Source organism: Mycobacterium shunyiense (genome assembly GCF_058270035.1).
On sequence record NZ_JBZDPT010000011.1, the window covers coordinates 171712 to 194235 of the forward strand.

A 22524-nucleotide genomic window follows, 5' to 3' on the forward strand; every position below is an offset into this window, starting at 1 on the left:
CGAGCAGTGAAACGGGAGGCAGCGGGCCATGAAAGTGCCGTTCACCTGGAAGGTCACCGGCTGGTTCATGATCGGCTGGTCGGCTGAGTACGAGGTCGGCGATGTGAAGGCACTGAAGTACTTCGGTGAGGACCTCGCCGCCTACCGCGACGAGTCCGGCGAGCTGCATGTGCTGGAAGCCCACTGCAAGCATCTGGGTGCCCACATCGGTCACGGCGGCAAGGTCGTCGGTGACTGCGTCGAGTGTCCGTTCCACGGCTGGCGGTGGGGCCCCGAAGGCAACAACACCTACATCCCGTATCAACCCGACAAGCCGAACCGTGGCCTGCGACTGCGGTCCTACCCGGTCAAGGAGCAGTACGGCTGCATCTTCATGTGGTACCAGCCCGAGGGCAAGGAACCGCAGTGGGAACTGCCCGACATCTTCCACAAGTTCCCGCAGTTCGACACCGACCCGAATGCGTACTACCGGCCATACCCGGAGTTCTCCAGCCGGGCCGACGCGATCCCGGTCCATCCACAGATCGTGGCTGAAAATGGGCCCGACAGTTCACATTTCCGCTATGTTCACGGTGCGACGGTCACGCCGGTGTGCCTGCACTGGGAGCATGTCGACGAGGAATGGCGGTTCCTGACCGGCTGGCCCGACGCCCGCAGCGACGATCCAGACAAGATGGCGCTGCGGATTCACAGCCACTTCTCCGGCCTCGGCTTCGCAATGAGCGCCTTCGAGGGGTCGTCGAACCACCGGTTGATCTTCGCCTGCACCCCGGTCGACGACGATGTGTCTGACATGTTCTATTCGATCTGGTGGCCGAAGGTTCCGGGCGAGACCTCCGATGTTCCTCCCGAGCAGGTGCGGGCAAAGGTCGAGAAGCAGTTCCTCAAGACCGTGTGGGAGGACTGCGACATCTGGCGCTACCAGAAGTACGTCGAGCATCCGCCACTCGCCAAGATCGACGCGAAACCGTATATGGCCATGCGTAAGTGGGCGACCCAGTTTTACGAGGTGCCTCCGGTCGAGAACGCTGTCGCCGGCGTATGAGACCCGATCTGAAAGAACTGGTCGCACCCGAGCACACCGCGATCGTCACCCAGGAATGCCAGGGCGCTGTGGTCGGTCCCGACGCGGGGTTGGCCGCCCTCGCCGACGAGGCGCGCCGGGAGGCGCTGCCCAACATCGCCAGGCTGCTACCGGCGGCGCGGGCCGCCTCGGCCCGAGTGGTGCACTGTCTGGTGCAACGACGCCCGGACGGGTTGGGCTCCAACCACAACGCCAAGATCTTCGCCATCGGCCGCAACGACGTCGGCATCCTGCCCGGCACGCCCGGCGCCACCCTTCTTCCCGAGTTCGGCCCGGAGCCAGAAGATCTCGTCCTGTCCCGCTGGCACGGTCTGGGACCGATGGGCGGCACCGACCTGGACGCCGTTCTTCGCAACCTCGGCGTGAGCACCATCGTGGCCGTCGGTGTCTCGGTGAACATCGCGATCATCAACCTGGTGATGGACGCGGTCAACGCCGGATACCGGGTGGTGCTGCCGCGCGATGCGGTGGCCGGAATTCCGACGGCCTATGCCGACGCGGTCATCGACAACACCTTGTCCCTGCTCGCTACCGTCACCACGACCGACGACCTGCTGCACGCCTGGCAGCGCTGACCGCTCAAGAGGAGAAGCCCGTGCAGTTCACCGTTCCGGCTATCGCGGAGGCCGTCGCCACCGCCATCGGAGATCGTCCGCTGATCGTCCAGGGCGACCGGCGGTTCACCTACCGCCAGATCGTGGACCGCTCGAATCGCCTGGCGGCGTATCTGCATTCACGCGGTTTGGGTGCACAGACCGAACGTGGCGCACTGGCCGGTCACGAGGTGGGCCAGGATCTGCTGGGGATCTACGCTTACAACGGACCCGAGTTCGTCGAATCCCTGCTCGGCTCCTTCCGGGCTCGCGTCGCCCCGTTCAACGTCAACTACCGCTACGTCAAGAACGAACTGCAGTACCTGCTGGCCGACTCCGGTGCATCCGCGCTGGTGTACCACTCCGCGTTCGCACCACGGGTCGCCGAGGTTCTGCCCGACCTGCCGGCATTGCGGGTGCTGATCCAGATCGCCGACGGCTCTGGCAACGAGCTGCTCGACGGCGCAGTGGATTACGACTCCATCGTCGCCGAGGACGCTTCGGCAGAGGTGCCCGCCGAGCCTTGCCCGGACGACCTCTACGTGCTCTACACCGGCGGTACGACCGGAATGCCCAAGGGCGTGTTGTGGCGCCAGCACGACATCTTCATGACCGCATTCGGCGGACGCAACATGGTGACCGGCGAGAAAGCGCAGTCCGTCGAGGAGATCGTCGGGCGTGCAGTCGACAATCCGGGCACCAAGCTGATGATCCTGCCGCCGCTGATCCATGGTGCGGCCCAGTGGGCCGCGATGACCGCGATCACCACGGGACAGACGCTGGTGTTTCCAGCCGTGGTGGATCGCTTCGACGCCGGCGACGTGGTGCGCACCATCGAACGCGAGCAGGTGCTGGTGGCGACGGTTGTGGGTGACGCGATGGCACGCCCCCTGCTGGATGCGATCAAGTCAGGGGCTGCGGACGTGTCATCTCTGTCCGTCGTGGCCAACGGCGGTGCGCAACTCACCCCTTACGTCAAACAGCAACTCATCGATGCCAAGGCCAATCTCATCGTCGTCGACGGCGTGGGTTCGTCGGAGACGGGTGCCCAGATGAGCCACATGTCGGCCCCGGGGGCGGTGTCGACCGGCACCTTCAACGCCGGACCCGATACCTGTGTGGTGACCGAGGATTTCACCGCAGTCCTGCCCGCCGGTCACGACGGGCTGGGCTGGCTGGCGCAGCGCGGGTTCGTGCCGCTGGGATACAAGGGCGACGCCGCCAAGACAGCGGCGACGTTCCCGGTGATCGACGGCGTGCGTTATGCGACGCCTGGCGATCGGGCCCGCCATCTGGACAGCGGCGCGATCGAGCTGCTCGGCCGCGATTCGGTGACCATCAACTCCGGGGGCGAGAAGATCTTTGCCGAGGAGGTCGAATCCGCGATTGCCTCGCACCCGGCGGTGCGCGACGTGGTGGTCACGGGACGTCCAAGTGAACGTTGGGGCCAGGAAGTGGTGGCCGTCGTGGCACTCGCCGAGGGTGCTGAGACCGCAGCCGACGAGTTGATCCGGCACGCCGAATCCTCGATCGCCCGCTACAAGCTGCCCAAAGCCGTGGTGTTCCGCCCCGTCATCGAACGCAGCCCCGCCGGCAAAGCCGACTACCGCTGGGCGCGTGAGCAGGCGGTCAGCGAAACTTCTTGAGCCGGGCGGCGGTTCGGCTGCGGGCCCGCCGCAGCATGAGGTCGGTGCTGACCCGCATCGAGGTGCTGAACGGCTTGGCCGCCTGACCCGTGACGCTGAACGGCAGGTCGTTGCCCACCACCGAACGGTAGTGACTGAACGTATCGAAGCCGGCCTTACCGTGATAGGCGCCCGTCCCGCTGTGCCCGACTCCGCCGAACGGGGCGTCGGACGGGATCATGTGCGCGGCAAAGTCATTGCGGGCAACGCCGCCGCTGCGGGTATGGCTCACGAAATGCCGGAAGTCGGCATCGTCCGGCCCGAACCAGTAGGCCACCAACGGGGACGGGTTGGTGTTGATGTGGCGGACGGCCTCGTCGAGTGCCGAGTACCCGCGCACCACCAGTACCGGCCCGAACACTTCTTCGCTCGCGATCCGCATCCGGTCGTCGACGTCACGCACGATGGTCGGGGCGATCTTGCGCGAGCCCGGATCGGGCAGCACCTCACCCGCGGGCACGACGGAGTCGATCCGGGCGCCCTGGGCGCGGGCGTCGGCGATCAACCCCACGACCCGGTCGAAGTTGGCCTGGTTCACCGACGAGCAGTAGTCGGGATTGCCAACGATGCTGGGGAACAGGTTGCTCAAGGTTCTCCGTGCGACCTCGACGAACCGGTCCACTTGCGCATCGGGTACGAAGACATAGTCCGGGCACACGCACACCTGGCCACCATTGACCATGCGCGCCTGGGCGATTCGGCTTGCCGCCCGTTCCAGATCAGCGCCGGGGGCCACCACCACCGGGTTCTTGCCGCCCAGCTCCAGCGTGACGGGGACGAGGTTGTCGGAGGCGGCCCGGGCGACGAGCTTCCCGATCGAAGGCGAACCGGTGAAGAACAGATGATCGAACGGGAGGCCGGCGAACGCCGCAGCCACCTCCGGCCCGCCGGTGACCACCTGCAGCTCGGTCGCGTCGAAGTACTTCGGCACGGTGGTCGCCATCAGTTCGGCGGTGCGCGGAGTGACCTCGGACATCTTGATCATCACCCGGTTGCCCGCAGCGAACGCCGCGGCCGCCGGCAACACCGTCAACTGGATGGGGAAATTCCACGGTCCGATCACCCCGACCACACCGAGCGGGCTGGGAAGCACCTCGGCACGCAAGCCCGCGAAGCGCGTCGCTCGAAGCAGCTTCGTCGCGCGCATCCACTGCGGCACGTGCGCCCTGGTGTGTTCGACGACCGAGAGCATGCCGAGAATCTCGGAGAGAAACGCCGCCGACCGTGACCTCGACCCGTAATCGGCAGCAGTGGCAGCGACGAAGCCCTCGGAGTTGTCCAGGACCATCGCGAGCAGCCGGTCGATGCGGTTGCGGCGCAACGCGACATCGGGCGGACCGTCGGCGACGAATGACCGACGCTGGGCCGCCAGCAGCTCCTCCAGGTCGTCGCGCTGCGACTGCACTGCCGCACGCTCCTCGATCGCGCTCATCGAATCCGTCTCCTCGCCAGGGGCACGCATGACATCTCCCGGAGATCCTTCCGGGAAGGCTAACGGTAGCACTCCACCGACAGGTCGAAGACGATTGTCCAACCAGCCCGAATTGTTTACAGTCATGCTTACTGTCGTTCATTCGGTGAAGGGTTGGGGCATGTCGGAAACCGCACGCAGAATCGTCGTCGTCGGAGCCGGATCCGGGATCGGAGCGGCAACCGCGGCGCACTTCTTCGGCCGCGGCGACCACGTGCTCGCGGTGGATCTCCGCCCGAATGACACTCCGGCTTCCGAACACGCCACCTGCGACCTCCGCGATGCCGCCGACATCACCCGGCTACTGGGCGAGATCGGCGACGGCTGGGACCTGCTGGCGCACGTCGCAGGCGTACCGGGCACCGCGCCGGCCGCCGATGTTCTCAAGGTCAACTATCTCGGCATGCGACTCATGACCGAAGGGATGCTGCCGCTGTTGCGCCACGGCGGCTCGGTCGTCACCGTTGCGTCGACCGCGGCACTGGGTTGGCAGCAGCGCATCGACATCCTCGACGGACTTCTCGAACTCACCGACGGCGACTCGGTGGCGCAATGGCAGACCGGGCAGGATCCGGATTTTCCCGTCTACACGACCTCCAAGCAGGCCGCGATCCTGTTCGTCAAGCGGGTGGCCGGACCGGCCTGGAGCAAGTACGGGGTGCGGGTCAACACGGTCAGTCCGGGCCCGGTCGAGACGCCGATCCTGTCCGACTTCGAGCAGACCATGGGCAAGGACGTCCTGGACCTCGTGCGGGCCACCGTGGGCCGGCACGCCACTGTCGACGATGTGGTTCCACTGATCGCCTTCCTCGCCTCCCCCGAGGCACGTTGGATCAATGGTCAGGACATCCAGGTCGACGCCGGCTTCATCGCCGCGATGAGCAACGGTGCCCCGATCGCACTCTGAGCGCCGCACGGATTCAGTTACTGTAAGATTTACAGTAATATGCATCAGAGTGATCGGTCGACGCCGACAGGTGGGGTGAGCTGTGGATAGTCAAGTGCAGGATTTCGCGGGTGAGGAATCCGTCGTCGACACGGCCACCCTGCTGCGCGATCCGTATCCGATCTTCGCGCGGCACCGAGCCAAGCACGGCGTGTTCCGCGGCTCGGTGATGGACTGGTCCAAGACACCGGAATCCCTTCTGCCGGAACACCAATTCGCCGCGGTGTCGTACGAAGCGGTCAACACCGTGTTCCGGGACGGCAAGTCCTTCAACTCGAAGATCTACGACAACACCATCGGGCTGTTCATCGGCCCCACCATCCTGGCCATGGAGGGCAAGACCCACCGGGACCATCGCAACCTGGTCTCGGCGGCGTTCAAGTCACGGTCCCTGCAGCGGTGGGAACCCGAGATCGTCCGTCCGATCTGCGAGGCGCTGGTCGATGAGTTCATCGAAGCCGGCAGTGCCGATCTGGTGCGCGACTTCACCTTCGAGTTCCCCACCCGGGTGATCTCCAAGCTGCTCGGCCTGCCTGAGGAAGACCTGCCCTGGTTCCGGCAACGCGCCGTCGAACTGATCAGCTACACGGTGAAGTGGAAGCGCGCGTTCGAAGCCTCCGCGGCGCTGAAGGACTATTTCCTGACCCAGATCGAGCTGCGCCGGTCCGAGCCCACCGACGACATCATCGGTGACCTGGTCACCGCGGAGATCGACGGCGAGAAGCTGACCGACGAGGCGATCTACTCATTCCTCCGGTTGCTTCTACCGGCCGGGCTGGAGACCACCTATCGGTCCTCGGGCAATCTGATCTATCTGCTCCTCACCCACCCCGACCAGTTCGCCGCGGTGCAGGCCGACCACGAGTTGATCGGTCAGGCCATCGAGGAGGGGCTGCGCTATGAAACCCCGCTCACCACAGTGCAACGGTCGACCACCCGGGACACCGAACTCGACGGTGTGGCACTGCCCGCCGGCGCTGTGATCGACGTCTGCATGGGATCGGCCAACCGCGACGAGAACCGCTGGGAACGGCCCGAGGAGTTCGACATCTTCCGGAAGCGGGTGCCACACATCACCTTTGCCGCCGGTGAACACACCTGCATGGGTCTGCACCTGGCCCGGATGGAAACCCGCGTAGCCATGGAGAGCCTGCTGTCGCGGGTGCACAACCTCGAGCTGATTACCGACGACGATCCGCACATCTTCGGTCAGCCGTTCCGCTCCCCCACGGCCATTCCTGTCACGTTCGAGCCGATCCGCTAGAAGGGGTTGCTGCCATGGTCAGGCCCGCGGGCACCAGCGGTCGCCGGCGCCGCGAACGCGGGTCGATCAGTGTCGACGAAATCGTCCGTGGCGCATTTGAAATCGCCGACGAGGTATCGATCGACAACCTCAGCATGCCGCAGCTGGCCCGCCATCTCGATGTGGGTGTCACGAGCATCTACTGGTACTTTCGCCGCAAGGATGAGCTGCTCGACGCGATGACCGAACGCGTCCTGATCGACTACGACATGAGCGTGTTGTCCATCGAGGCCGGCACCTGGCGGGAATCCCTGCGCGCGCATGCGCACCGCATGCGCGAGATGTTCACGACCAATCCGATTGTGTGCGATCTGATCCTGATTCGCGGCACCCGCGGAATTCCCGCAGCACGCACCGCGCTGGAGAAGATCGAACAGCCGGTGGCCGCCCTGGTGACGGCCGGACTCACTGCCAGGCAGGCATTCGACACATATACGGCCATCTCGGTACTGGTGCGGAGTTCGGCTGTGCTGCAACGGCTACAGAGCCGTACCGACGAGGTCCAGTTCCCCCGTGAGTACTGGGAGCAGGTGATCGATGCCGAGTCGATGCCGTTGATCGCCTCGATCCCCGGACAGGGCTACCGGATCGGTATGGCCGACGATGGAAACTTCGACCACATTCTCGACAGCATCCTCGATCGTGCCGAGTTCCTTTGCCGAGCAGACGCGTAGGTAACGCAAAACGCGCGATCTCGGGTACTTTCGCGTCTGCTCGCGGAAAGGGCTAGCCACGCGGCAGACGCCAGCCGATGGTCTTGGTCTCGGTGTACTGCGCGAACCCCTCGATGCCGCACTGTCTTCCGACACCGCTGTTCTTGTACCCGCCAAATGGCGCGTCGGCGCCGTAGTACATGCCACCGTTCACACCGATGGCCCCGGTACGGATCCGTCGGGCGATCGCCATCCCGCGCTCGGGTGACGCCGACATGACCGCCCCGGCCAGTCCGAACGCACTGTCGTTGGCGATCCGTACCGCCTCGTCGTCATCGTCGAACGGCAGCATCACCAGTACCGGTCCGAACACCTCGTCCTGGGCGATGGCCGAGCCCGGGTCGGCCCCGACGATGACGGTGGGTGCGACGAAGTGCCCGTCGCGCAGGTGATCTGCCAGCCCGGCGGGTTCACCCCCACCCACCACGATCTCGGCGCCGTCACGCCGGGCGCCCTCGATCGCTTCGAGCACGCGCTGCTTGGCCGCGGCGGTGATCAGCGGACCGACCAACGTCGTCGGCAGTGCCGGGTCGCCCACCGGGACCGCACCGAATGCCATCGTGACATTCGCGACCGCCTCGTCGAACAGGCTGCGGTGCACCAGCATCCGGGTGTTGGCCGCGCAGGCCTGCCCGGCATGCACGCACGCCCCGATGGCGCCGGGGATGATGTGGCCGGGCTTGGCGTCGTCCAGCACGATCATCGCGGACTTGCCACCGAGTTCGAGGAAGGTGCGCTTCATGGTGTCGGCGCCGACCCGCATCAGATGCCTGCCGACAGCCGTCGACCCGGTGAACGACACCATGTCGACACGAGGATCGGTGCCCAACAGTCCGGCCACCTCGTTGGACGGTGTCGGCACCACGTTGACGACGCCGGGCGGCATGTCGGTGCGCTCGGAGATCAGCCGGCCCAGCCGGGTGGCGTTCCACGGCGTGTTCGGATCGGGTTTGAGCACCACGGTGTTGCCCGCGGCCAGCGCTGGGCCGAGCTTGTTGAGGATCACCTCGATCGGGAAGTTGGACGGGGTGATCGCGGCGACCACACCGACCGGCTCTTTGACCACGGTGCGGGCATTGCGCTCACCGAACAGCCCACCGCCGTCGAGCGTGCGCTCCCATTCGAACTCGTCGATCACCCGGGCCGGGTAGCGCAGCGCGTCGGCCAGCGGCCAGTCGAGCTGGGCATTCTGCGTGGTCATCGCCGGGCAACCGACCTCTGCGATCAATTCCTCACGCAGGTCATCTTTTTCGGCTTCGATGGCTTCCTGCAACTGGCCCAGCACGCGCTGCCGCAAGCCCCGGTTGGTGCTCCAGTCGGATTCGTCGAATGCACGCCGAGCGGCGCCGATCGCGGCGTCCATGTCCTGCGCACCACCGGCCGCCGTCGTCCCCAGCACCAGACCCGTGGCCGGGCTGAGGTTGTCGAATTCGGCTCCGGACGCCGCGGCCAAAAGCTGACCGTCGATCAGCATCCGCTTTTCGGCCCGGCCCGCAGCGCGCCGACCGACCTCCACGCTGGTGACGGCCTGCTCCACGACTTCACTCACGCGGACAACTGTAACACTTACAGTAGAGTACCCAGTCGCCGAAACCGCATTCCAGCAGAGAAAGTGCGAGTAGCGGCCTGCCGGAATGCCGTTTCGGCGGAGGTACGGGTCAACAGGTCGGTTCCACCTGCACCGGCACACCCGTCAGCCAAGACATACCAGCCAGCGCCTCGACATCGGCGGGATCGCTCGACATGAGCTGGTTGACGTTGGCACCGCCGGCCTGATTGGCGATCCGCCAGCGACCAGTTCCCTTGTGGCCCCATCCGTGCGGTATCGCCACGGTGCCGCGCACGATGTCGTCGGTGAGCGCCAACTCGATGTCGATCTGGCCGTACGGTGAACGCACCCGTACCTCGTCACCGTCTGCCAGGCGACGGGCGGCAGCATCCGCGGTATGCATGAGGGCTCGTTGAATCCTCTTGCCACGCATCAGCAATGGCGAATTGTGCAACCAGGAGTTCTCCGAACGCGGTTCGCGCATCCCGATCACGCGCAGTGGGTAGCCGTCGGGCGCCGCGCGCCGCGACATCGCGGTGATCTCCGATGCGATGTCCTCGTGCGCGAGCCGTATCCGGCCCTTCGGATACACCACAACCTCACCGAGCACCCCGGTCCGGATGTTCGGTGCCACCACCACCCCGTGCGGATGCTGTTCGGCCAGGCGGCGGAATGTCAGCCCGCCGCGGCGCAGCCCGAAACGGTCACCGCCATCGGCCATCCGGATCATCATGTCGATCATCGACCGTGGACTGAGCCGCCTGCCCCGTCGTACGGCTCGCCTGGCGGCCAGCCGAAGCGCAACGAAAACCGGTGTGCGCACCTTCATCCGGCCGATCAGGTCGACCACGATGTCCCACTCCGTGCGGGCCTGACCGCGTGGCGCCACCACCGCGTCGGTCACCTGGCGGAACGGGGTGGCCTGGAACATCTGGAAAGTGACGGCGAAGTCGTCGCGCTCGTACATCGTCGTTACCGGCAGCACGTAATCACAGTGCGCGGTGGTCTCGTTGACGTAGAGGTCCAGCCCGACGGAAAGGTCTGTCGCCTCCAACGCGTCTTCCAACTCCACGCCGTTGGGGACCGACAGCACCGGGTTCCCCGCACCGATGAACATCGCCCTGACCTGTCGCCGGCCGGGCGTCGTGATCTCCTTGGCCATGAACGCCGCAGGCTCGGCGCCGATGACCAACGGCAGGCCGCCGATCCGAGTGCGCTTGGTGCGGTAGCTCCGGCGCAACGAGACACCCATCGCCATCGAACCCCACTTCTGGCCGGGGATACCCAGGGTGCTGAACACACTGCCGCCGGGCACGTCGAGGTTTCCCGCCACGAGATTGACCGCGTCCAGCAGATACGTGGTCAGCGTGCCGTTGCGTCCGACGCACGTGCCCAGCCTGCCGTATACGGCGGCCCGTTCCGTGGCCGCGAGCTCGCGTGCCAACGTACGCACCGTCTCGGGCTCGATACCGGTATGGCCTTGGGTGTGTTCCGGGGTGAACACCGTGCACTGCTCACGCAGCCAATCCAATCCGTCAGCCTGGACCCGGGCCCTGCCGCTGACCAACCCCTCCTCGAAGAGCACCTGCAGGATCGACAGGAGCAGGTATGCATCCGCATCCGGAGTGATCCCGAGCCATTCGAACTGGGCGGCGGTCTCGCTGCGCCGGGGATCGACCACCACCACCCGTCCACCCCGCTTGACGATGTCGTGCATGCGGTCCTTGATCCGCGGTGCGGTCAGGAAACTTCCATGGGACACCACCGGATTCGCGCCGAGCATGATCAGCAGCTCGGTCCGCACCAGGTCCGGTATCGGCACCGGGAACGGTGCTCCGTAGAGGAACTGGTTGGCCAACAGGCGACTGCTGGTGTCCTGGGTCGAGGAGCTGAAGAAGTGGCTGTCGCCGCCGATGCCCTTGGCGAACGTCATCGCGGCGAACAGGTGTGAGTAGCTGAAGGCCGCGGGGTTGCCCATGTACCAGGCCAACGCTCCGGAACCGTGCCTGCGGTGGATCTGGGTGAGCCTGGCGGCGATGTCGTCGAGCGCAGCATCCCAGCTCACCGGTTCGAATCCGTCCCCGGTGCGCTTCAGCGGAGTGGTCACCCGGTCCGGGTCGTTGACCACCTCGGTGAACGCGATGCCTTTCTGACAGGCGAATCCCGCCGACAGCGGATGGTCCTTGTCGGGCCGTAGGGCGGTCAGTCGGCCGTCTTCGACGGTGGCGATCATGCCGCACAGCGGCTCGCAGATCCGGCAGAACGTGGGCTTGTTCTCGGCCTTGGACTCGACCTGACTCTCGGTCACTTGGTCTACGTTACTGTAAGAGTTACAGTTGCTAGACATTTTGGCCGAACACGGAGGAATCGGACTCATGCAGAAGGCCCTCGCGCCGGACATCTCGACCTGGCCCGACGCCGAACCCCAGCTGATCGGCAGCCGTTGCACCGACTGCGCGGCCACCACCTTCCCCGCCCAGGCCCGCTGCCCCAAGTGCTCCGGCGGCAACACCGAACAAGCCCTACTGCCCCGACGCGGCACCGTCATCGCCTGGACCACCCAGGGCTTCCCACCCGGCGCCCCCTACAAAGGCCCCACCGGTAAGAACTTCGTGCCCTTCGGCGTCGGCCTCGTCGAGCTCGCCGATGACACCGGACCCGTCATCCGCGTCGAAGGACGACTCACCGAAAACGACCCCGCCAAACTGCAATTCGGCATGGACGTCGAACTCACCATGATCCCGTTCACCACCGATGAAGATGGCAACGAAGTTGTCACCTTCGCCTTCCAGCCGGTGTAGAGAGGCAACAACATGACCAACGATGTAGCCATCATCGGCGTCGGCATTCACCCGTTCGGCCGCTTCGAGGGCAAGTCCGCGATGGCGATGGGTGTGGACGCCATCTTCGCCGCTGTCGCGGACGCCGGAGTGGACTGGAAGGACGTCGGCGCTGCCACCGGTGGCAGCTGGACCGTCGCCAACCCGGACGCCATCGTCGGGATGGTCGGACTGTCCGGCATTCCGTTCACCAACGTGTTCAATGCGTGCGCGACGGCAGCCAGCGCCACCAAGGCCTGCGCCGACGGCATCCGGCTCGGGGACTACGACATCGGCATCGCCGTCGGTCTGGACAAGCACCCCCGCGGCGCGTTCACCGAAGACCCGTCACTGGTCGGGATGCCCAGCTGGTACGCCGAGAACGGCCAGTATCTGACCACCCAGTTCTTCGGCATGAAGGCCAACCGTTACCTGCACGAGCACAACATCTCCCAGCGCACGCTGGCCAAGGTGGCCAACAAGAACTTCCGCAACGGTGCACTGAACCCGAACGCGTTCCGGCGCAAGCCGATCAGCGAGGACGACATCCTCAACTCGACGATGCTCAACTACCCGCTCACGCAATACATGTTCTGCGCCCCCGACGAAGGCGCGGCCGCGGTGGTCATGTGCCGCGCCGACATCGCCCATCGCTACACCGACAAGCCGGTCTATCTCAAGGCCGTCGAAGTCCGGACCCGCCGCTACGGTGCCTACGAGGTCAACACCACCTGCGCGCCAGTCGAGGAGGATGTGGCGCCGACGGTGTACGCCGCCCGCGCCGCGTTCGAGAAGGCCGGGGTGGCACCCGAAGACGTCGACGTCGTGCAACTGCAGGACACCGATGCCGGTGCGGAGATCATCCACATGGCCGAATGCGGCTTCTGCGCCGACGGCGACCAGGAGAAGCTGCTGGCCGACGGCGCCACCGAGATCGGCGGATCGCTGCCGGTCAACACCGACGGCGGCCTGATCGCCAACGGCGAGCCCATCGGCGCCTCCGGGTTGCGCCAGATCCACGAACTGGTGCGCCAGCTGCGCGGCGAGGCCGGCGACCGGCAGGTGCCCGGCAACCCGCGCGTCGGTTTCGCCCAGCTCTACGGCGCACCCGGCACCGCCGGCGCCACTGTCCTGACGCTCTGACTTTCATGGCCGAGCAGACACAAAACTGCACATTTTCCGGCCGAAATGGGCAGTTTTGTGTCTGCTCGCGGGAGAAAAGGAACCACCAACATGCCTGAGAATTCCTCTGAACAGTTCAGGGACGCACCGATTTTCGATGCCGACCAGCATATGTACGAGAACGGGGACGCACTGACCAAGTTCCTGCCCGAGAAGTACAGCCGCGCCGTGCAGTACGCGCAGTTCGGCAGGCAGACCCGGGTGGTGATCAACAACCGGGTCACCGACTTCATCCCCAACCCGACGTTCGAGCGCGTCGCCGCACCGGGCGCGCACGAGAAGTTCTTCGCCGGCGAGAACACCGAAGGCCTGACGCTGCGCGAGATGCAGGGCAAGGCCATCGACGCGCCCGAGGCCACCCGCAACCCGGAAGACCGGGTCAAGGAACTGGATCGGCAGGGCGTGGTCGAGGCGCTGAACTACCCCACTCTGGGCAGCCTGGTCGAGCACTCCAGTGCCGATGACCCACAGCTGACGCTGGCCATCGTCCACGCTCTCAACGAGTGGATCTTCGAACACTGGGGCTTCAACCACGCCGACCGGGTGTTCTCCACACCAATCATCAACCTGTCCGAAGTCGATGCAGCGCAACGGGAACTGGAGTGGATCCTCGAGCACGACGGCAAGGTCGCGTTGATCAAACCGGGGCCGGTCAACGGCCTGCATGGCTGGCGCTCCCCCGCCCTGCCGGAGTTCGATCCGTTCTGGCGCGACGTCGAGGCCGCCGACCTGCCCATCGTCCTGCATGCCAGCTATCCCCCACTCGATGATTACGTTAACAAGTGGGAGCCGCCGTACACCCAGAATTTCATGGCGCAGAGCGCATTCCGCTGGATGGTGTTGGGTCACCGGGAGATCGCCGACATGCTGACGGCGCTGATCTGCCACGGCACCCTGACCCGGTTCCCGAAGCTGAGGATCGCCAGCGTCGAGAACGGCAGCAGCTGGATCTTCCCGCTGTTCCACGATTTTGCGGACCTCTACAAGAAGATGCCGCAGAACTTCCCCGAACATCCGCATGATGTGTTCCGGCGCAACATCTGGGTCAGCCCGTTCTGGGAGGGCTGCGTGTCCGATGTGGTGGAAACGGTCGGATGGGACAAGGTGCTGTTTGGCTCGGACTATCCGCATCCCGAAGGATTGGCCGAACCCAAGGGTTTCTGGAAGTACGCCGAGGGCATGGACATCCGGCGCACATACGACTTCATGGGCGACAACGCCCGGCGGTTCATGGGCCTGCCGATCGCCAACCCCGACCCGGGTGCGGTCAAGCCCCCTGCATTCACCACGGCCTGAGCAAGTTTTGCCGGGATCTTGTACCGGTTCCAACCGAACCTGTTGCCGTCCGGTCAGACGCTGCCCTCGGACAACGGCGGAAGCGGCTGGGCGTCTGCCGGATTGAGGGCGTCGAGCATCAAACTCAGGTAACGCCTGCGTAGTTGCGGCGGCTGGTCGAGCGCCACCGAGGCGGCAGTGACCATGGCCACGAAGGTCGGGACGTCGTCGACCGTGAGGTCGGCGCGCAGATCGCCGGAGGCCTGCCCCTGCGTCACCAACGCCTCCAGCAGATCACGCTTTCGGTTGAACAATCTGGCAGTCAGCACGGTGAGGTGGTCCAGCGAGGGCAGCAGCGGACGCTGGAGATACATCAGTTCGGCAAGCCGTTCGATCACATCGATGAAGGCCTCACGTGGGGCGTCGCTGTCGATGAGCGCGAGGATCACCGGCTCGACCTCGGTGGCGAATGCGTCCTCGTACACGGCCGCCGCCAGCGCCTGCCGGTTCGGGAAGTGGCGGTACAGCGTCGCATTGCCGACGCCCGCGTGCCCGGCGATCTGCGTCAACGTCGCTGCCGCACCGCGCGCGGCGAAGACCTCGCGAGCAGCCGCGACGATACGGCTCTCATTGGCATAGGCGTCGGTACGACGGCGGCTGGTACGAGCAGGCATATCCGTTCCGGGGGGACGTGGCGCAGGTCATGTTCGTGCACCGGGGATGGGCTTCGCAACAAACGATAGCTGACTCCCATATTGAGAGCCTACTCTCACTTATATGTCCACCTATCTGTACCGGCTGGGGCGCTTTGCGTTCGGTCGTCCATGGCTCGTGATCGGCGGCTGGCTTGCCCTGATCGCCGTGGTGTCGGGACTGCTCGTGACCAATCCACCGAGGATCTCGAACGAGATGCGCATCAACGGCACACCTGCCCAGGAGGTCATCGACGACCTGGCGCAGCGCATGCCCGAATCCTCGGGCGGACAGGGGCTCATTGCCTTTGCCGTCCCGACGGGCCAGCGCATCGACGACCACGACAACAGCGCCGCAGTGCTGCGCGCTGTCGACTCCATTTCGCGGTCCGAGCACGTGCTCGACCCCCGCGCACTGGCCCAGGCCGAGTTGGCCAAGGGACCGGCCAGCCCCACCCTGACCGCCTCGGCGGCCATCGCACGGTCCGAGGTGCCGGCTGTTGCCGGACCTGACGCCCCGCACCCGATGATGGTCAACGGCCAACCCGTGCCCGGTGTGCTGGTGTCTGCTGACGGCGTCGCGGCCCTGTACCAGTTCCAATTCGACAAGCAGACCGCGGAATTGCCGTCGGGCACCGTCGAGCACACGGTGACCGCTGCACGCGACGCGGTCTCGGGCACAGGGATCGACGTGCTGCCCTCGGCAAGCATGGTCGAGATGCCCGAAATCGTCGGTGCCGGCGAGGTCATCGGCCTGGCCGTCGCCGCCCTGGTCCTGGTTGTCACCCTCGGCTCACTGGTTGCCGCCGGGCTGCCCCTGGCCACCGCGCTGAGCTCGGTAGCCGTGGGTGTCGGCGGAACATTCCTGTTCTCGCACCTGGTCAACATGCAGTCGATGACAGCCGTACTGGCATTGATGCTCGGCCTCGCCGTCGGCATCGACTACGCGATGTTCATCGTCAACCGACAGCGGCGGCTGATCATCGACCAGGGTCTCAGTGCCGGCGAGGCGGCCGGGCGGGCGCTTGGAACTGCCGGTAGCGCAGTCATTTTCGCGGGAACGACGGTGGTGATCGCGCTGGTGGCGCTGACCGTGGTCGGCATCTCGCTGCTCACCCCGATGGCGTTGGCCGCCGCGGCCACTGTGGTCGTTGCCGTGATCGCAGCGCTCACGCTGCTACCCGCCCTGCTCGGTCTGGTCGGCGAGCGCATCTGTTCGGACAAGACCCGGCGCGCGCAGTCCACCGAGAAGGGCACCAATCACCGTTTCGCGACTGCCTGGGTCGGCGCGGTCCTGCGGCACCGGGTGCCAGTCGCCGTCGGGGGTGTGGTGATCGCCGCGCTGCTCGCGCTGCCGGCCCTCAACATGTCGATGGGTCTGCCCGCCGGTTCCAGCTACAACCAGGGCACACCTCAACGCGAGAGCTATGACCTGGTCTCCACCCACTACGGCGAGGGCTACAACGGGCCGCTGATCGTAGTGGCCGAACCCGCGGCGGGCAATGGCAAGCTCACCATCGCCGACCTCGTGGACACCAACAACGACCTGCGCCGACTGAGCGGCGTCGAATCGGTCAGTCTGCAAAAGGTCAGCGACAACGAGGAATTCGCGCTGTTTTCGGTGGTGCCCGACACCGGGCCAACCGATGATGCCACCGCCCAACTGGTCCGCGACATCCGCGCACACGCCGGCCCGCTGACCGAACTGCACAACGTCGACCTCGGCGTCACCGGTATCACCGCGATGGGCGTCGACACCACCGATCGCCTCGCCGAAGCCGTACCGCTCTACGTCGGCGTGGTCGTCGGCCTGTCACTGCTGGTGCTGCTGGTCGTGTTCCGGTCGATCGCGATACCGGTCAAGGCGACCGTCGGATTCCTGCTCAGCGTGCTGGCCACGTTCGGGGCCACCACCGCATTGTTCCAATGGGGTTGGTTCCAACAGCTGTTCGGCTTGAGCGCGACGGGGCCGATCCTGAGCCTGCTCCCGATCATCGTGATCGGGGTGCTCTACGGCCTTGCGATGGACTACCAGGTGTTCCTGGTGTCGTCGATGAAGGAGGCCCATGTGCACGGGCACCGCGGCGATGACGCGGTGTCACATGGGTTCACCCAGGCCAGCCGGGTCGTGGTGGCCGCCGCAGTGATCATGATGTCGGTGTTCGCGGGGTTCGTGTTCAACGGCGATCCCATGATCAAGCAGATCGGTTTCGCGCTGGCGTTCGGGGTGTTGATCGACGCGTTCGTGGTGCGGATGGCGATCGTGCCTGCCGTGATGTCGATGCTCGGCGACAAGGCCTGGTGGCTTCCCAAGCGGCTGGAGCGCTTCCTGCCCAACCTGGACATCGAGGGCGACCAGCTCAACAAGCAGTTGGCCGAGGTCTGATCCCCTCCGATCCCCTCCGCCGAAACGGCATTCCAGAAGGAAAAGTGCGAGTAAAGCCCTGCTGGAATGCCGTTTCGGCGCTGGAGCTGGACCAGTCAGGAAGCCTTCGCCTTGGGCGCCGAGTAGTTCGGCTTGCCCAGGCCCAGCACGTGCTGGGCGATCATGTTGCGGAACACCTCGAGCGTGCCGCCGTAGATGCCGACCAAGGGCGCGAACCGGTACACGTACTCACTGCGGTCATCGGCTCCCCCGTCGGCCCCGATCGGCAGTGCGGCCACTGATCCGGCGATGTCCATCAGATCCGGGGCGATGTCGCGCATGGTCTGAGCCAACGCCACTCGGCCGAAAATGCTGGGCGACGACAGTGACGCCTCCAGACGAGCCACACTGCGCCCCAGTCGATATGCGACCGATCCATCGTCAACCGCGACGTGACCACTGGCATCGGGAGTACCCACCAGCGCGGCCACGTTGTCTGCCGCCTCGGCCATGAATCCGGCCTGATGCATCATGATCGCGACATCGGCCAGACCATCATCGGCGGCCGCGACCGCCCCGTGCTCGGCGTCGAGAGGCTCCCGGACCACCGTCCAGCCGCCGTTCACATCACCGAGCCGGTACTTGTCGTCGACCCGCACATCGGAGTAGTAGACGATGTTCGTGCGGTCACCGTCGATCGTTCGGATGCCCTGGATCTCGATACCGTCGGAGTCCAGGGGCACCAGGAACATGGTGAGGCTCTTGTGTTTCGGCGCGCCCGGATCGGTGTTGGTGATCAGGAAGACGTACTGGCAGTTGTGCGCGCCGGTGGTGAACATCTTCGATCCATTGATCACCCATTGGTCGCCGTCCCGCACCGCGCGGGTCTTACACGTCGCGACATCGGAGCCGCCCTCGGGTTCGGTGTAGCCCAGGCACATCCGGACGGTGCCGTCGTACACCCCGCGCAGCACGTTGTCACGGATCTCCGGGGCGGCGAACTTTGAGACGGAACGAGCGATCATGATCGTCGTTCCCCAGGTCACCCACGGCACCTCGGCCCGGCGCTTCTCCAGCTGCCAGATCCGCGACTGCACCCGGGTGAACCCACCATCGGCTTCGGACTTGAACTCCTTCTCCAGGTACCCGGCCGCGCCGAGGGCCAGATGGACGCCCTCGTCGAAGTTGTCACCGGTCTCGCGGTCCCGCCGGATGACCTCCTCGGTCACGACACTCGAAAGGAACTCGCGCACCTCGGTGCGGAATGCCTCGTCCTCAGCGGACAGTTCGACTGTTGAGAAATCCATATCTAAACCTTGCTTTCACGAGCCGAGACGATCTGAGCGATGTGCACCGCGGTGGCACCCGGGTCACCGCCTGCCAGCGCCCAACCGCGCGCCCGCACCAGGTACGCGGTGGCCGCCGCCTCCGCCGACACCCCGAGTCCGCCCTGTACATGCACCGCCATGGTGGCAGCCTTGGCGGCCTCCTCGGCCATGAAGACGAATGCAGAAGGAGCCAGCTCCGGCCGCTCGTCCGGCTCGTTGTCGAGGAACCACGCCGCCCGACGCGCCAGGCCGCGCCCGCTCTGAACCGTGATCGCGATGTTGGCCAACGGATGCGAAATGCCTTGCAGCGTCCCGATCGGTACCCCGAGGGTGTACCGGGACTTGGCGAACTCGGCGGCGATCGTCATGGTCTCCTCGACCAGACCCACCAGCGCCGCCGCGGTCAGAAGACGCCATTCATCCAGCGCCCGTTGATATTCCGCCAGGGCATCGGCACCACTGGCCAGCACGACGCGGGTGTCTGCGGCGGCTGGATCCACCCACGCCATCGGCAGCTTGCCGATGTTGTCGACCCGGGCAGGCCGCGTGGAGAATTCCAGCTTCACCACATCCTGTCCGTCGCGGACGACGATGTGGTCGGCGATCGATCCGATCGGGATCAGCCGGGCGCCGCTCGGCGCCACCTGCTGCGGATCGAGCCCGACGATCTGGGTGCCCTGCACGATCTCTTCGGACTCGCATGCTCCCAGCCGGGCCAGCAACCGCGCCGCGACAACATGGTCGATCCACGGCACGGGCGCCAGCGAGCGGCCGAGTTCCTCTGCCACCAAGGTCAGGTCCACCAGGGTCGCCCCGTCACCGCCGACGGATTCCGGGAGTGCCATCGTGGTGGCGCCCATGGCGCACAACCGTTCCCACAGACTCTTGTCGAAACCCGAAGGCTCGGCGGCACGCACGGCCTCGATGTCGGAGTGCGTCTTGAAGAACTGCCGGTACGCGGTCTGCAGGTCGACATGGTCCTCGGTCAGGCTGTAATCCAGCCTGCGCAGTTCGTAGCGGTCCATCCGTGCTCCTTTCTCGGCTTCGCCGAGGGCGTCCTAGTCGTCTCTGCCGAAGAAGAACTCCGCGGCATTGTTGTAGAGGTAGTTGTCCAGCACATCGGCAGGCAGGTCGAGCGCCAGTGCCTCGGGAACGACGCGCTGCATGCGCAACACCGGGAAATCCGAGGCGAAGATGACCTTGCCTTTCCCCCGGGTCCGCATGAAGTGCAGCAGTGACTCCGGCAACCGCTTGGGTGACCAGGCCGACGTCATCAGCCGCAGGTTCTGGTATTTGATCAGCATCCGGATCGCGATGTCCCACCACGGATCTGCGCCGTGGATCATGCACAGCTTCAACTCCGGGAACCGAACGCACACGCGGTCGAGGTGGATGGGGTTCTGCACCTCGCCCGGAATCGGCGGGCCGGGAATACCGGTGTTGACGCACAGCGGCAGTTCCATCTCGGCGCACTTGGTGTAGAGCGGGTAGTACACCGCATCGCTCGGCGGGTACTGCCCGTCTCCCCAGAAGCTGGGTCCGACAACGGTATAGGCGACCGGAAGGTCGGCCACGACGGCTGCGAGTTCACGCAACGCCGGGATGGGCCGCAACAGGTTGACCCCGCCCATCGCCAACGCGAAGCGGTCGGGTTGGGCCTCGACGAACTTTCGCGCCGTCACCGACGGTTTGGCCAGGGAATCCATCAGGATGGCCTTCTGCACACCATGGGTGTCCATCTCGTCGAGCAGCTCCGACAGGTCGATGGGGTCGTACATCGACTGCGGGCCCTTGAAATAATCGTCGCGCACCTTCTTCATGAAGGTCGGCTGGTTCTCCGTCTCGCCGAAATGCACGTTGGCCAGACAGTCGATCACCCGATTCTCTGTGCGTGTCATGCCTTGATCTCCGCCTGTTCCGAGGCCAGGCCCTTGGCCCAGCGATAGTCGGCCTTGCCGTTGCCGAGTCTGCGAATCTCCTCGACGAACAGCACGTCCTTGGGAAGTTTGAACCGGGCCAGCCGGGTGGCGCAGTGCTCCCGGAGGGCATCGGCGGCGACCGCGTCGCGAACAGCCACCAGGGCCACGATCTCTTCACCCCACCGCTCACTGGGCCGGCCCACCGCCAGCGCATCGACTACCAGCGGATGCGCGCGCAGCACTTCCTCGATCTCCTCGACGAACACCTTCTCTCCACCGGTGTTGACCACCAACGAATCCCGGCCCAACAGGCGCAGGGTGCCGTCGGCGTCGAGCGAGGCGCGGTCACCCGAGACCACCACCCGTTCGCCGGCCACCTCGGGGAAGGTCTTCCCCGTCGCCGCTTCGTCGTTGAAGTAGCCGAGCGGGATTCGGCCGTTACGTGCCACCCAGCCCACCTCGGTGTCGCCGGGATCCAGGAACCGGGAGTAGTCGTCGGCCAGGACCAAACCTCCGGCCCGCAGCTGGAAGGTCTCGGCGGTGGGGGTTTCGCGTTGGGTGTGGCCGAAGCCCATGTTGCCGGTCTCCGAAGAGCCGAACCCGTTGATGATGGTGATCTGCGGGATGTGTTCCAACAGCGCGCGTTGATGTTTCGGGTTGGTTGCCGCCCCACCCGTGCCGATCGCGAACATCGACGAGAGGTCATAGGATCGCCGGCCCAGCTCCTCGACGATCGGCGCAGCATACGCGTCGCCCACCATCGTCATCAGCCCGATCTTCTCCCGCTGCGCGGTTTCGAGCACGGAGCGCGGGTCGAAGCGTGGCTTGGTGTCGTGCAGCACCACGGTCTGACCGGACAGCAGGCCGGAGAACGCGGTCCACATCCCGGCGGCATGCATCAACGGCGATACCGCGAACCACGGCGGGCCCGCGTTGACCACCTTGTCGTGGATCTCGCTCACCTGCTCGTGGTCGGCACCGTTCATCGAGGACACGTAGATGTCGCCCTGCCGCCACATCACCCCTTTGGGACGCCCGGTCGTACCGCCCGTACAGACCATGAGCAGATCGTCCGGGGAACCCAGCGGCGTGGTGTCGGTATCACCTTGCGCCAGAGCGTCTTCCAACGTGACCGACCCGGGTAGCTCGGTGCCGTCGCCGTCGTCGACCGAGATGAGCAGTTCGGCTTGCAGCGCTTCATCCCCCAGTGCAGAAGCGAACTTGGCACCCAAGGAGCGGTGGTAGATCACCGCCCGTGGCTTCAGGTACGCCAGCAGGTCGGCCACCTCGCCCGGCGAGTAGTAGTAGTTGACGTTCACCGGGACGGTGCGCGCTTTGAGACAGCCGATCACCATCTCGGGATACAGGTCGTTGTGCATGACGAGCGCGACCACGTCCTGGCCGCATTCCCAGCGGTTCAGGTCGCCACGTTCGCGGTGCGCGCCCAATCCGCGCGAGGCCAGAAAGTTGGCCAGCCGACTGGTCCGGTCAGCTCCCTGCGCGAAGGTGGTGCGACGAGTGCCGCACACCGTCATCTCCCGGTCAGGTACCGCCTCGGCAATCGCGTCGACGACGGCGCCGATCGTCCATTCGGCCATGG

At 65.6% G+C, this 22524-nt stretch carries 18 protein-coding genes; 10 read left to right on the forward strand and 8 right to left on the reverse strand.

The window, feature by feature from the left end; translation table 11 throughout:
* The first annotated feature begins 28 nt into the window (after nt 1-28).
* The 3 genes from AC4ELS_RS09635 to mig are packed head-to-tail and all read left to right on the forward strand — an operon-like array spanning nt 29 to nt 3323.
* Nucleotides 29-1045, forward strand: a complete 1017-nt coding sequence (locus tag AC4ELS_RS09635) for a Rieske 2Fe-2S domain-containing protein (protein WP_499046911.1) — start codon at nt 29-31, stop codon at nt 1043-1045.
* On the forward strand, nt 1042-1659 hold the full coding sequence (locus AC4ELS_RS09640; RefSeq protein WP_499046914.1) for a cysteine hydrolase family protein: 618 nt from the start codon (nt 1042-1044) through the stop codon (nt 1657-1659). Before AC4ELS_RS09635 ends, AC4ELS_RS09640 begins: the two co-directional genes overlap by 4 nt.
* Before the next feature lie 20 nt (nt 1660-1679).
* Nucleotides 1680-3323 carry a medium-chain acyl-CoA ligase Mig gene (gene mig / locus AC4ELS_RS09645; protein WP_498883533.1) on the forward strand — a complete coding sequence of 548 codons (1644 nt, stop codon included), beginning with the start codon at nt 1680-1682 and terminating at the stop codon, nt 3321-3323.
* Here the strand turns inward: mig and AC4ELS_RS09650 are convergent.
* On the reverse strand, nt 3307-4794 hold the full coding sequence (locus tag AC4ELS_RS09650; protein ID WP_064957782.1) for an aldehyde dehydrogenase family protein: 1488 nt from the start codon (nt 4792-4794) through the stop codon (nt 3307-3309). The genes mig and AC4ELS_RS09650 overlap by 17 nt on opposite strands.
* 160 nt (nt 4795-4954) lie before the next feature.
* On the opposite strand from AC4ELS_RS09650, the gene AC4ELS_RS09655 reads away from it, so the two are divergent.
* From AC4ELS_RS09655 to AC4ELS_RS09665, 3 genes are all read left to right on the forward strand, one after another.
* Nucleotides 4955-5740 (forward strand): SDR family oxidoreductase, encoded by a 786-nt coding sequence (locus AC4ELS_RS09655; RefSeq protein ID WP_498883532.1) that lies wholly within the window; start codon nt 4955-4957, stop codon nt 5738-5740.
* Nucleotides 5741-5822: 82 nt separating this feature from the next.
* Entirely contained in the window at nt 5823-7043 is a 1221-nt protein-coding gene (locus AC4ELS_RS09660; RefSeq protein ID WP_064957749.1) for a cytochrome P450, read from the forward strand.
* Nucleotides 7044-7057: 14 nt separating this feature from the next.
* Entirely contained in the window at nt 7058-7756 is a 699-nt protein-coding gene (locus AC4ELS_RS09665; protein WP_498883529.1) for a TetR family transcriptional regulator, read from the forward strand.
* Between the two features lie 52 nt (nt 7757-7808).
* Here the strand turns inward: AC4ELS_RS09665 and AC4ELS_RS09670 are convergent, their stop codons facing one another.
* Both AC4ELS_RS09670 and AC4ELS_RS09675 read right to left on the reverse strand, forming a co-directional pair.
* Nucleotides 7809-9344 carry an aldehyde dehydrogenase family protein gene (locus tag AC4ELS_RS09670; protein ID WP_499046918.1) on the reverse strand — a complete coding sequence of 512 codons (1536 nt, stop codon included), beginning with the start codon at nt 9342-9344 and terminating at the stop codon, nt 7809-7811.
* A 109-nt stretch (nt 9345-9453) separates the two neighbouring features.
* The gene (locus AC4ELS_RS09675) at nt 9454-11691 is read right to left on the reverse strand and encodes a molybdopterin-containing oxidoreductase family protein (RefSeq protein ID WP_499046920.1); all 2238 of its coding nucleotides are present in this window, start codon (nt 11689-11691) and stop codon (nt 9454-9456) included.
* Between the two features lie 28 nt (nt 11692-11719).
* Here AC4ELS_RS09675 and AC4ELS_RS09680 point away from each other — a divergent pair, with 28 nt between their 5' ends.
* The 3 genes from AC4ELS_RS09680 (at nt 11720) to AC4ELS_RS09690 (ending at nt 14641) form a co-directional block, all read left to right on the forward strand.
* Nucleotides 11720-12145, forward strand: a complete 426-nt coding sequence (locus AC4ELS_RS09680) for a Zn-ribbon domain-containing OB-fold protein (RefSeq protein WP_498883523.1) — start codon at nt 11720-11722, stop codon at nt 12143-12145.
* A gap of 12 nt (nt 12146-12157) precedes the next feature.
* Entirely contained in the window at nt 12158-13306 is a 1149-nt protein-coding gene (locus tag AC4ELS_RS09685) for a thiolase family protein (protein WP_064886208.1), read from the forward strand.
* A gap of 90 nt (nt 13307-13396) precedes the next feature.
* Nucleotides 13397-14641 carry an amidohydrolase family protein gene (locus AC4ELS_RS09690; protein WP_499046923.1) on the forward strand — a complete coding sequence of 415 codons (1245 nt, stop codon included), beginning with the start codon at nt 13397-13399 and terminating at the stop codon, nt 14639-14641.
* 53 nt (nt 14642-14694) lie between these two features.
* On the opposite strand, the gene AC4ELS_RS09695 is transcribed toward AC4ELS_RS09690, so the two are convergent.
* Nucleotides 14695-15294 carry a TetR/AcrR family transcriptional regulator gene (locus AC4ELS_RS09695; RefSeq protein ID WP_499046925.1) on the reverse strand — a complete coding sequence of 200 codons (600 nt, stop codon included), beginning with the start codon at nt 15292-15294 and terminating at the stop codon, nt 14695-14697.
* A 103-nt stretch (nt 15295-15397) separates the two neighbouring features.
* Here AC4ELS_RS09695 and AC4ELS_RS09700 point away from each other — a divergent pair, with 103 nt between their 5' ends.
* Nucleotides 15398-17698, forward strand: a complete 2301-nt coding sequence (locus tag AC4ELS_RS09700) for an MMPL family transporter (protein ID WP_499046927.1) — start codon at nt 15398-15400, stop codon at nt 17696-17698.
* Nucleotides 17699-17793: 95 nt separating this feature from the next.
* Here AC4ELS_RS09700 and AC4ELS_RS09705 read toward each other — a convergent pair whose 3' ends face one another.
* Genes AC4ELS_RS09705 through AC4ELS_RS09720 form a run of 4 tightly spaced genes read right to left on the reverse strand, consistent with a single transcriptional unit; the run spans nt 17794 to nt 22522 of the window.
* A complete protein-coding gene (locus AC4ELS_RS09705; protein ID WP_499046929.1) occupies nt 17794-18984 on the reverse strand; it encodes an acyl-CoA dehydrogenase family protein in 1191 nt (396 codons plus the stop codon).
* Nucleotides 18985-18986: 2 nt separating this feature from the next.
* Entirely contained in the window at nt 18987-20030 is a 1044-nt protein-coding gene (locus tag AC4ELS_RS09710) for an acyl-CoA dehydrogenase family protein (RefSeq protein ID WP_499046932.1), read from the reverse strand.
* 33 nt (nt 20031-20063) lie between these two features.
* Nucleotides 20064-20903, reverse strand: a complete 840-nt coding sequence (locus AC4ELS_RS09715) for an amidohydrolase family protein (protein ID WP_499046934.1) — start codon at nt 20901-20903, stop codon at nt 20064-20066.
* Complete coding sequence (locus AC4ELS_RS09720) at nt 20900-22522, reverse strand: acyl-CoA synthetase (RefSeq protein WP_499046936.1); 1623 nt, start codon at nt 22520-22522, stop codon at nt 20900-20902. Before AC4ELS_RS09720 ends, AC4ELS_RS09715 begins: the two co-directional genes overlap by 4 nt.
* Nucleotides 22523-22524: the final 2 nt, after the last annotated feature.

What these genes read in the sequence shown, in the direction of transcription:
- AC4ELS_RS09635 (WP_499046911.1), top strand. Translation starts at nt 29, where the DNA reads ATGAAAGTGCCGTTCACCTGGAAGGTCACCGGCTGGTTCATGATCGGC.
- AC4ELS_RS09640 (WP_499046914.1), top strand. Translation starts at nt 1,042, where the DNA reads ATGAGACCCGATCTGAAAGAACTGGTCGCACCCGAGCACACCGCGATC.
- AC4ELS_RS09650 (WP_064957782.1), bottom strand. Translation starts at nt 4,794, where the DNA reads ATGAGCGCGATCGAGGAGCGTGCGGCAGTGCAGTCGCAGCGCGACGAC.
- AC4ELS_RS09655 (WP_498883532.1), top strand. Translation starts at nt 4,955, where the DNA reads ATGTCGGAAACCGCACGCAGAATCGTCGTCGTCGGAGCCGGATCCGGG.
- AC4ELS_RS09665 (WP_498883529.1), top strand. Translation starts at nt 7,058, where the DNA reads ATGGTCAGGCCCGCGGGCACCAGCGGTCGCCGGCGCCGCGAACGCGGG.
- AC4ELS_RS09675 (WP_499046920.1), bottom strand. Translation starts at nt 11,691, where the DNA reads ATGTCTAGCAACTGTAACTCTTACAGTAACGTAGACCAAGTGACCGAG.
- AC4ELS_RS09680 (WP_498883523.1), top strand. Translation starts at nt 11,720, where the DNA reads ATGCAGAAGGCCCTCGCGCCGGACATCTCGACCTGGCCCGACGCCGAA.
- AC4ELS_RS09685 (WP_064886208.1), top strand. Translation starts at nt 12,158, where the DNA reads ATGACCAACGATGTAGCCATCATCGGCGTCGGCATTCACCCGTTCGGC.
- AC4ELS_RS09690 (WP_499046923.1), top strand. Translation starts at nt 13,397, where the DNA reads ATGCCTGAGAATTCCTCTGAACAGTTCAGGGACGCACCGATTTTCGAT.
- AC4ELS_RS09695 (WP_499046925.1), bottom strand. Translation starts at nt 15,294, where the DNA reads ATGCCTGCTCGTACCAGCCGCCGTCGTACCGACGCCTATGCCAATGAG.
- AC4ELS_RS09700 (WP_499046927.1), top strand. Translation starts at nt 15,398, where the DNA reads ATGTCCACCTATCTGTACCGGCTGGGGCGCTTTGCGTTCGGTCGTCCA.
- AC4ELS_RS09705 (WP_499046929.1), bottom strand. Translation starts at nt 18,984, where the DNA reads ATGGATTTCTCAACAGTCGAACTGTCCGCTGAGGACGAGGCATTCCGC.
- AC4ELS_RS09710 (WP_499046932.1), bottom strand. Translation starts at nt 20,030, where the DNA reads ATGGACCGCTACGAACTGCGCAGGCTGGATTACAGCCTGACCGAGGAC.
- AC4ELS_RS09715 (WP_499046934.1), bottom strand. Translation starts at nt 20,903, where the DNA reads ATGACACGCACAGAGAATCGGGTGATCGACTGTCTGGCCAACGTGCAT.
- AC4ELS_RS09720 (WP_499046936.1), bottom strand. Translation starts at nt 22,522, where the DNA reads ATGGCCGAATGGACGATCGGCGCCGTCGTCGACGCGATTGCCGAGGCG.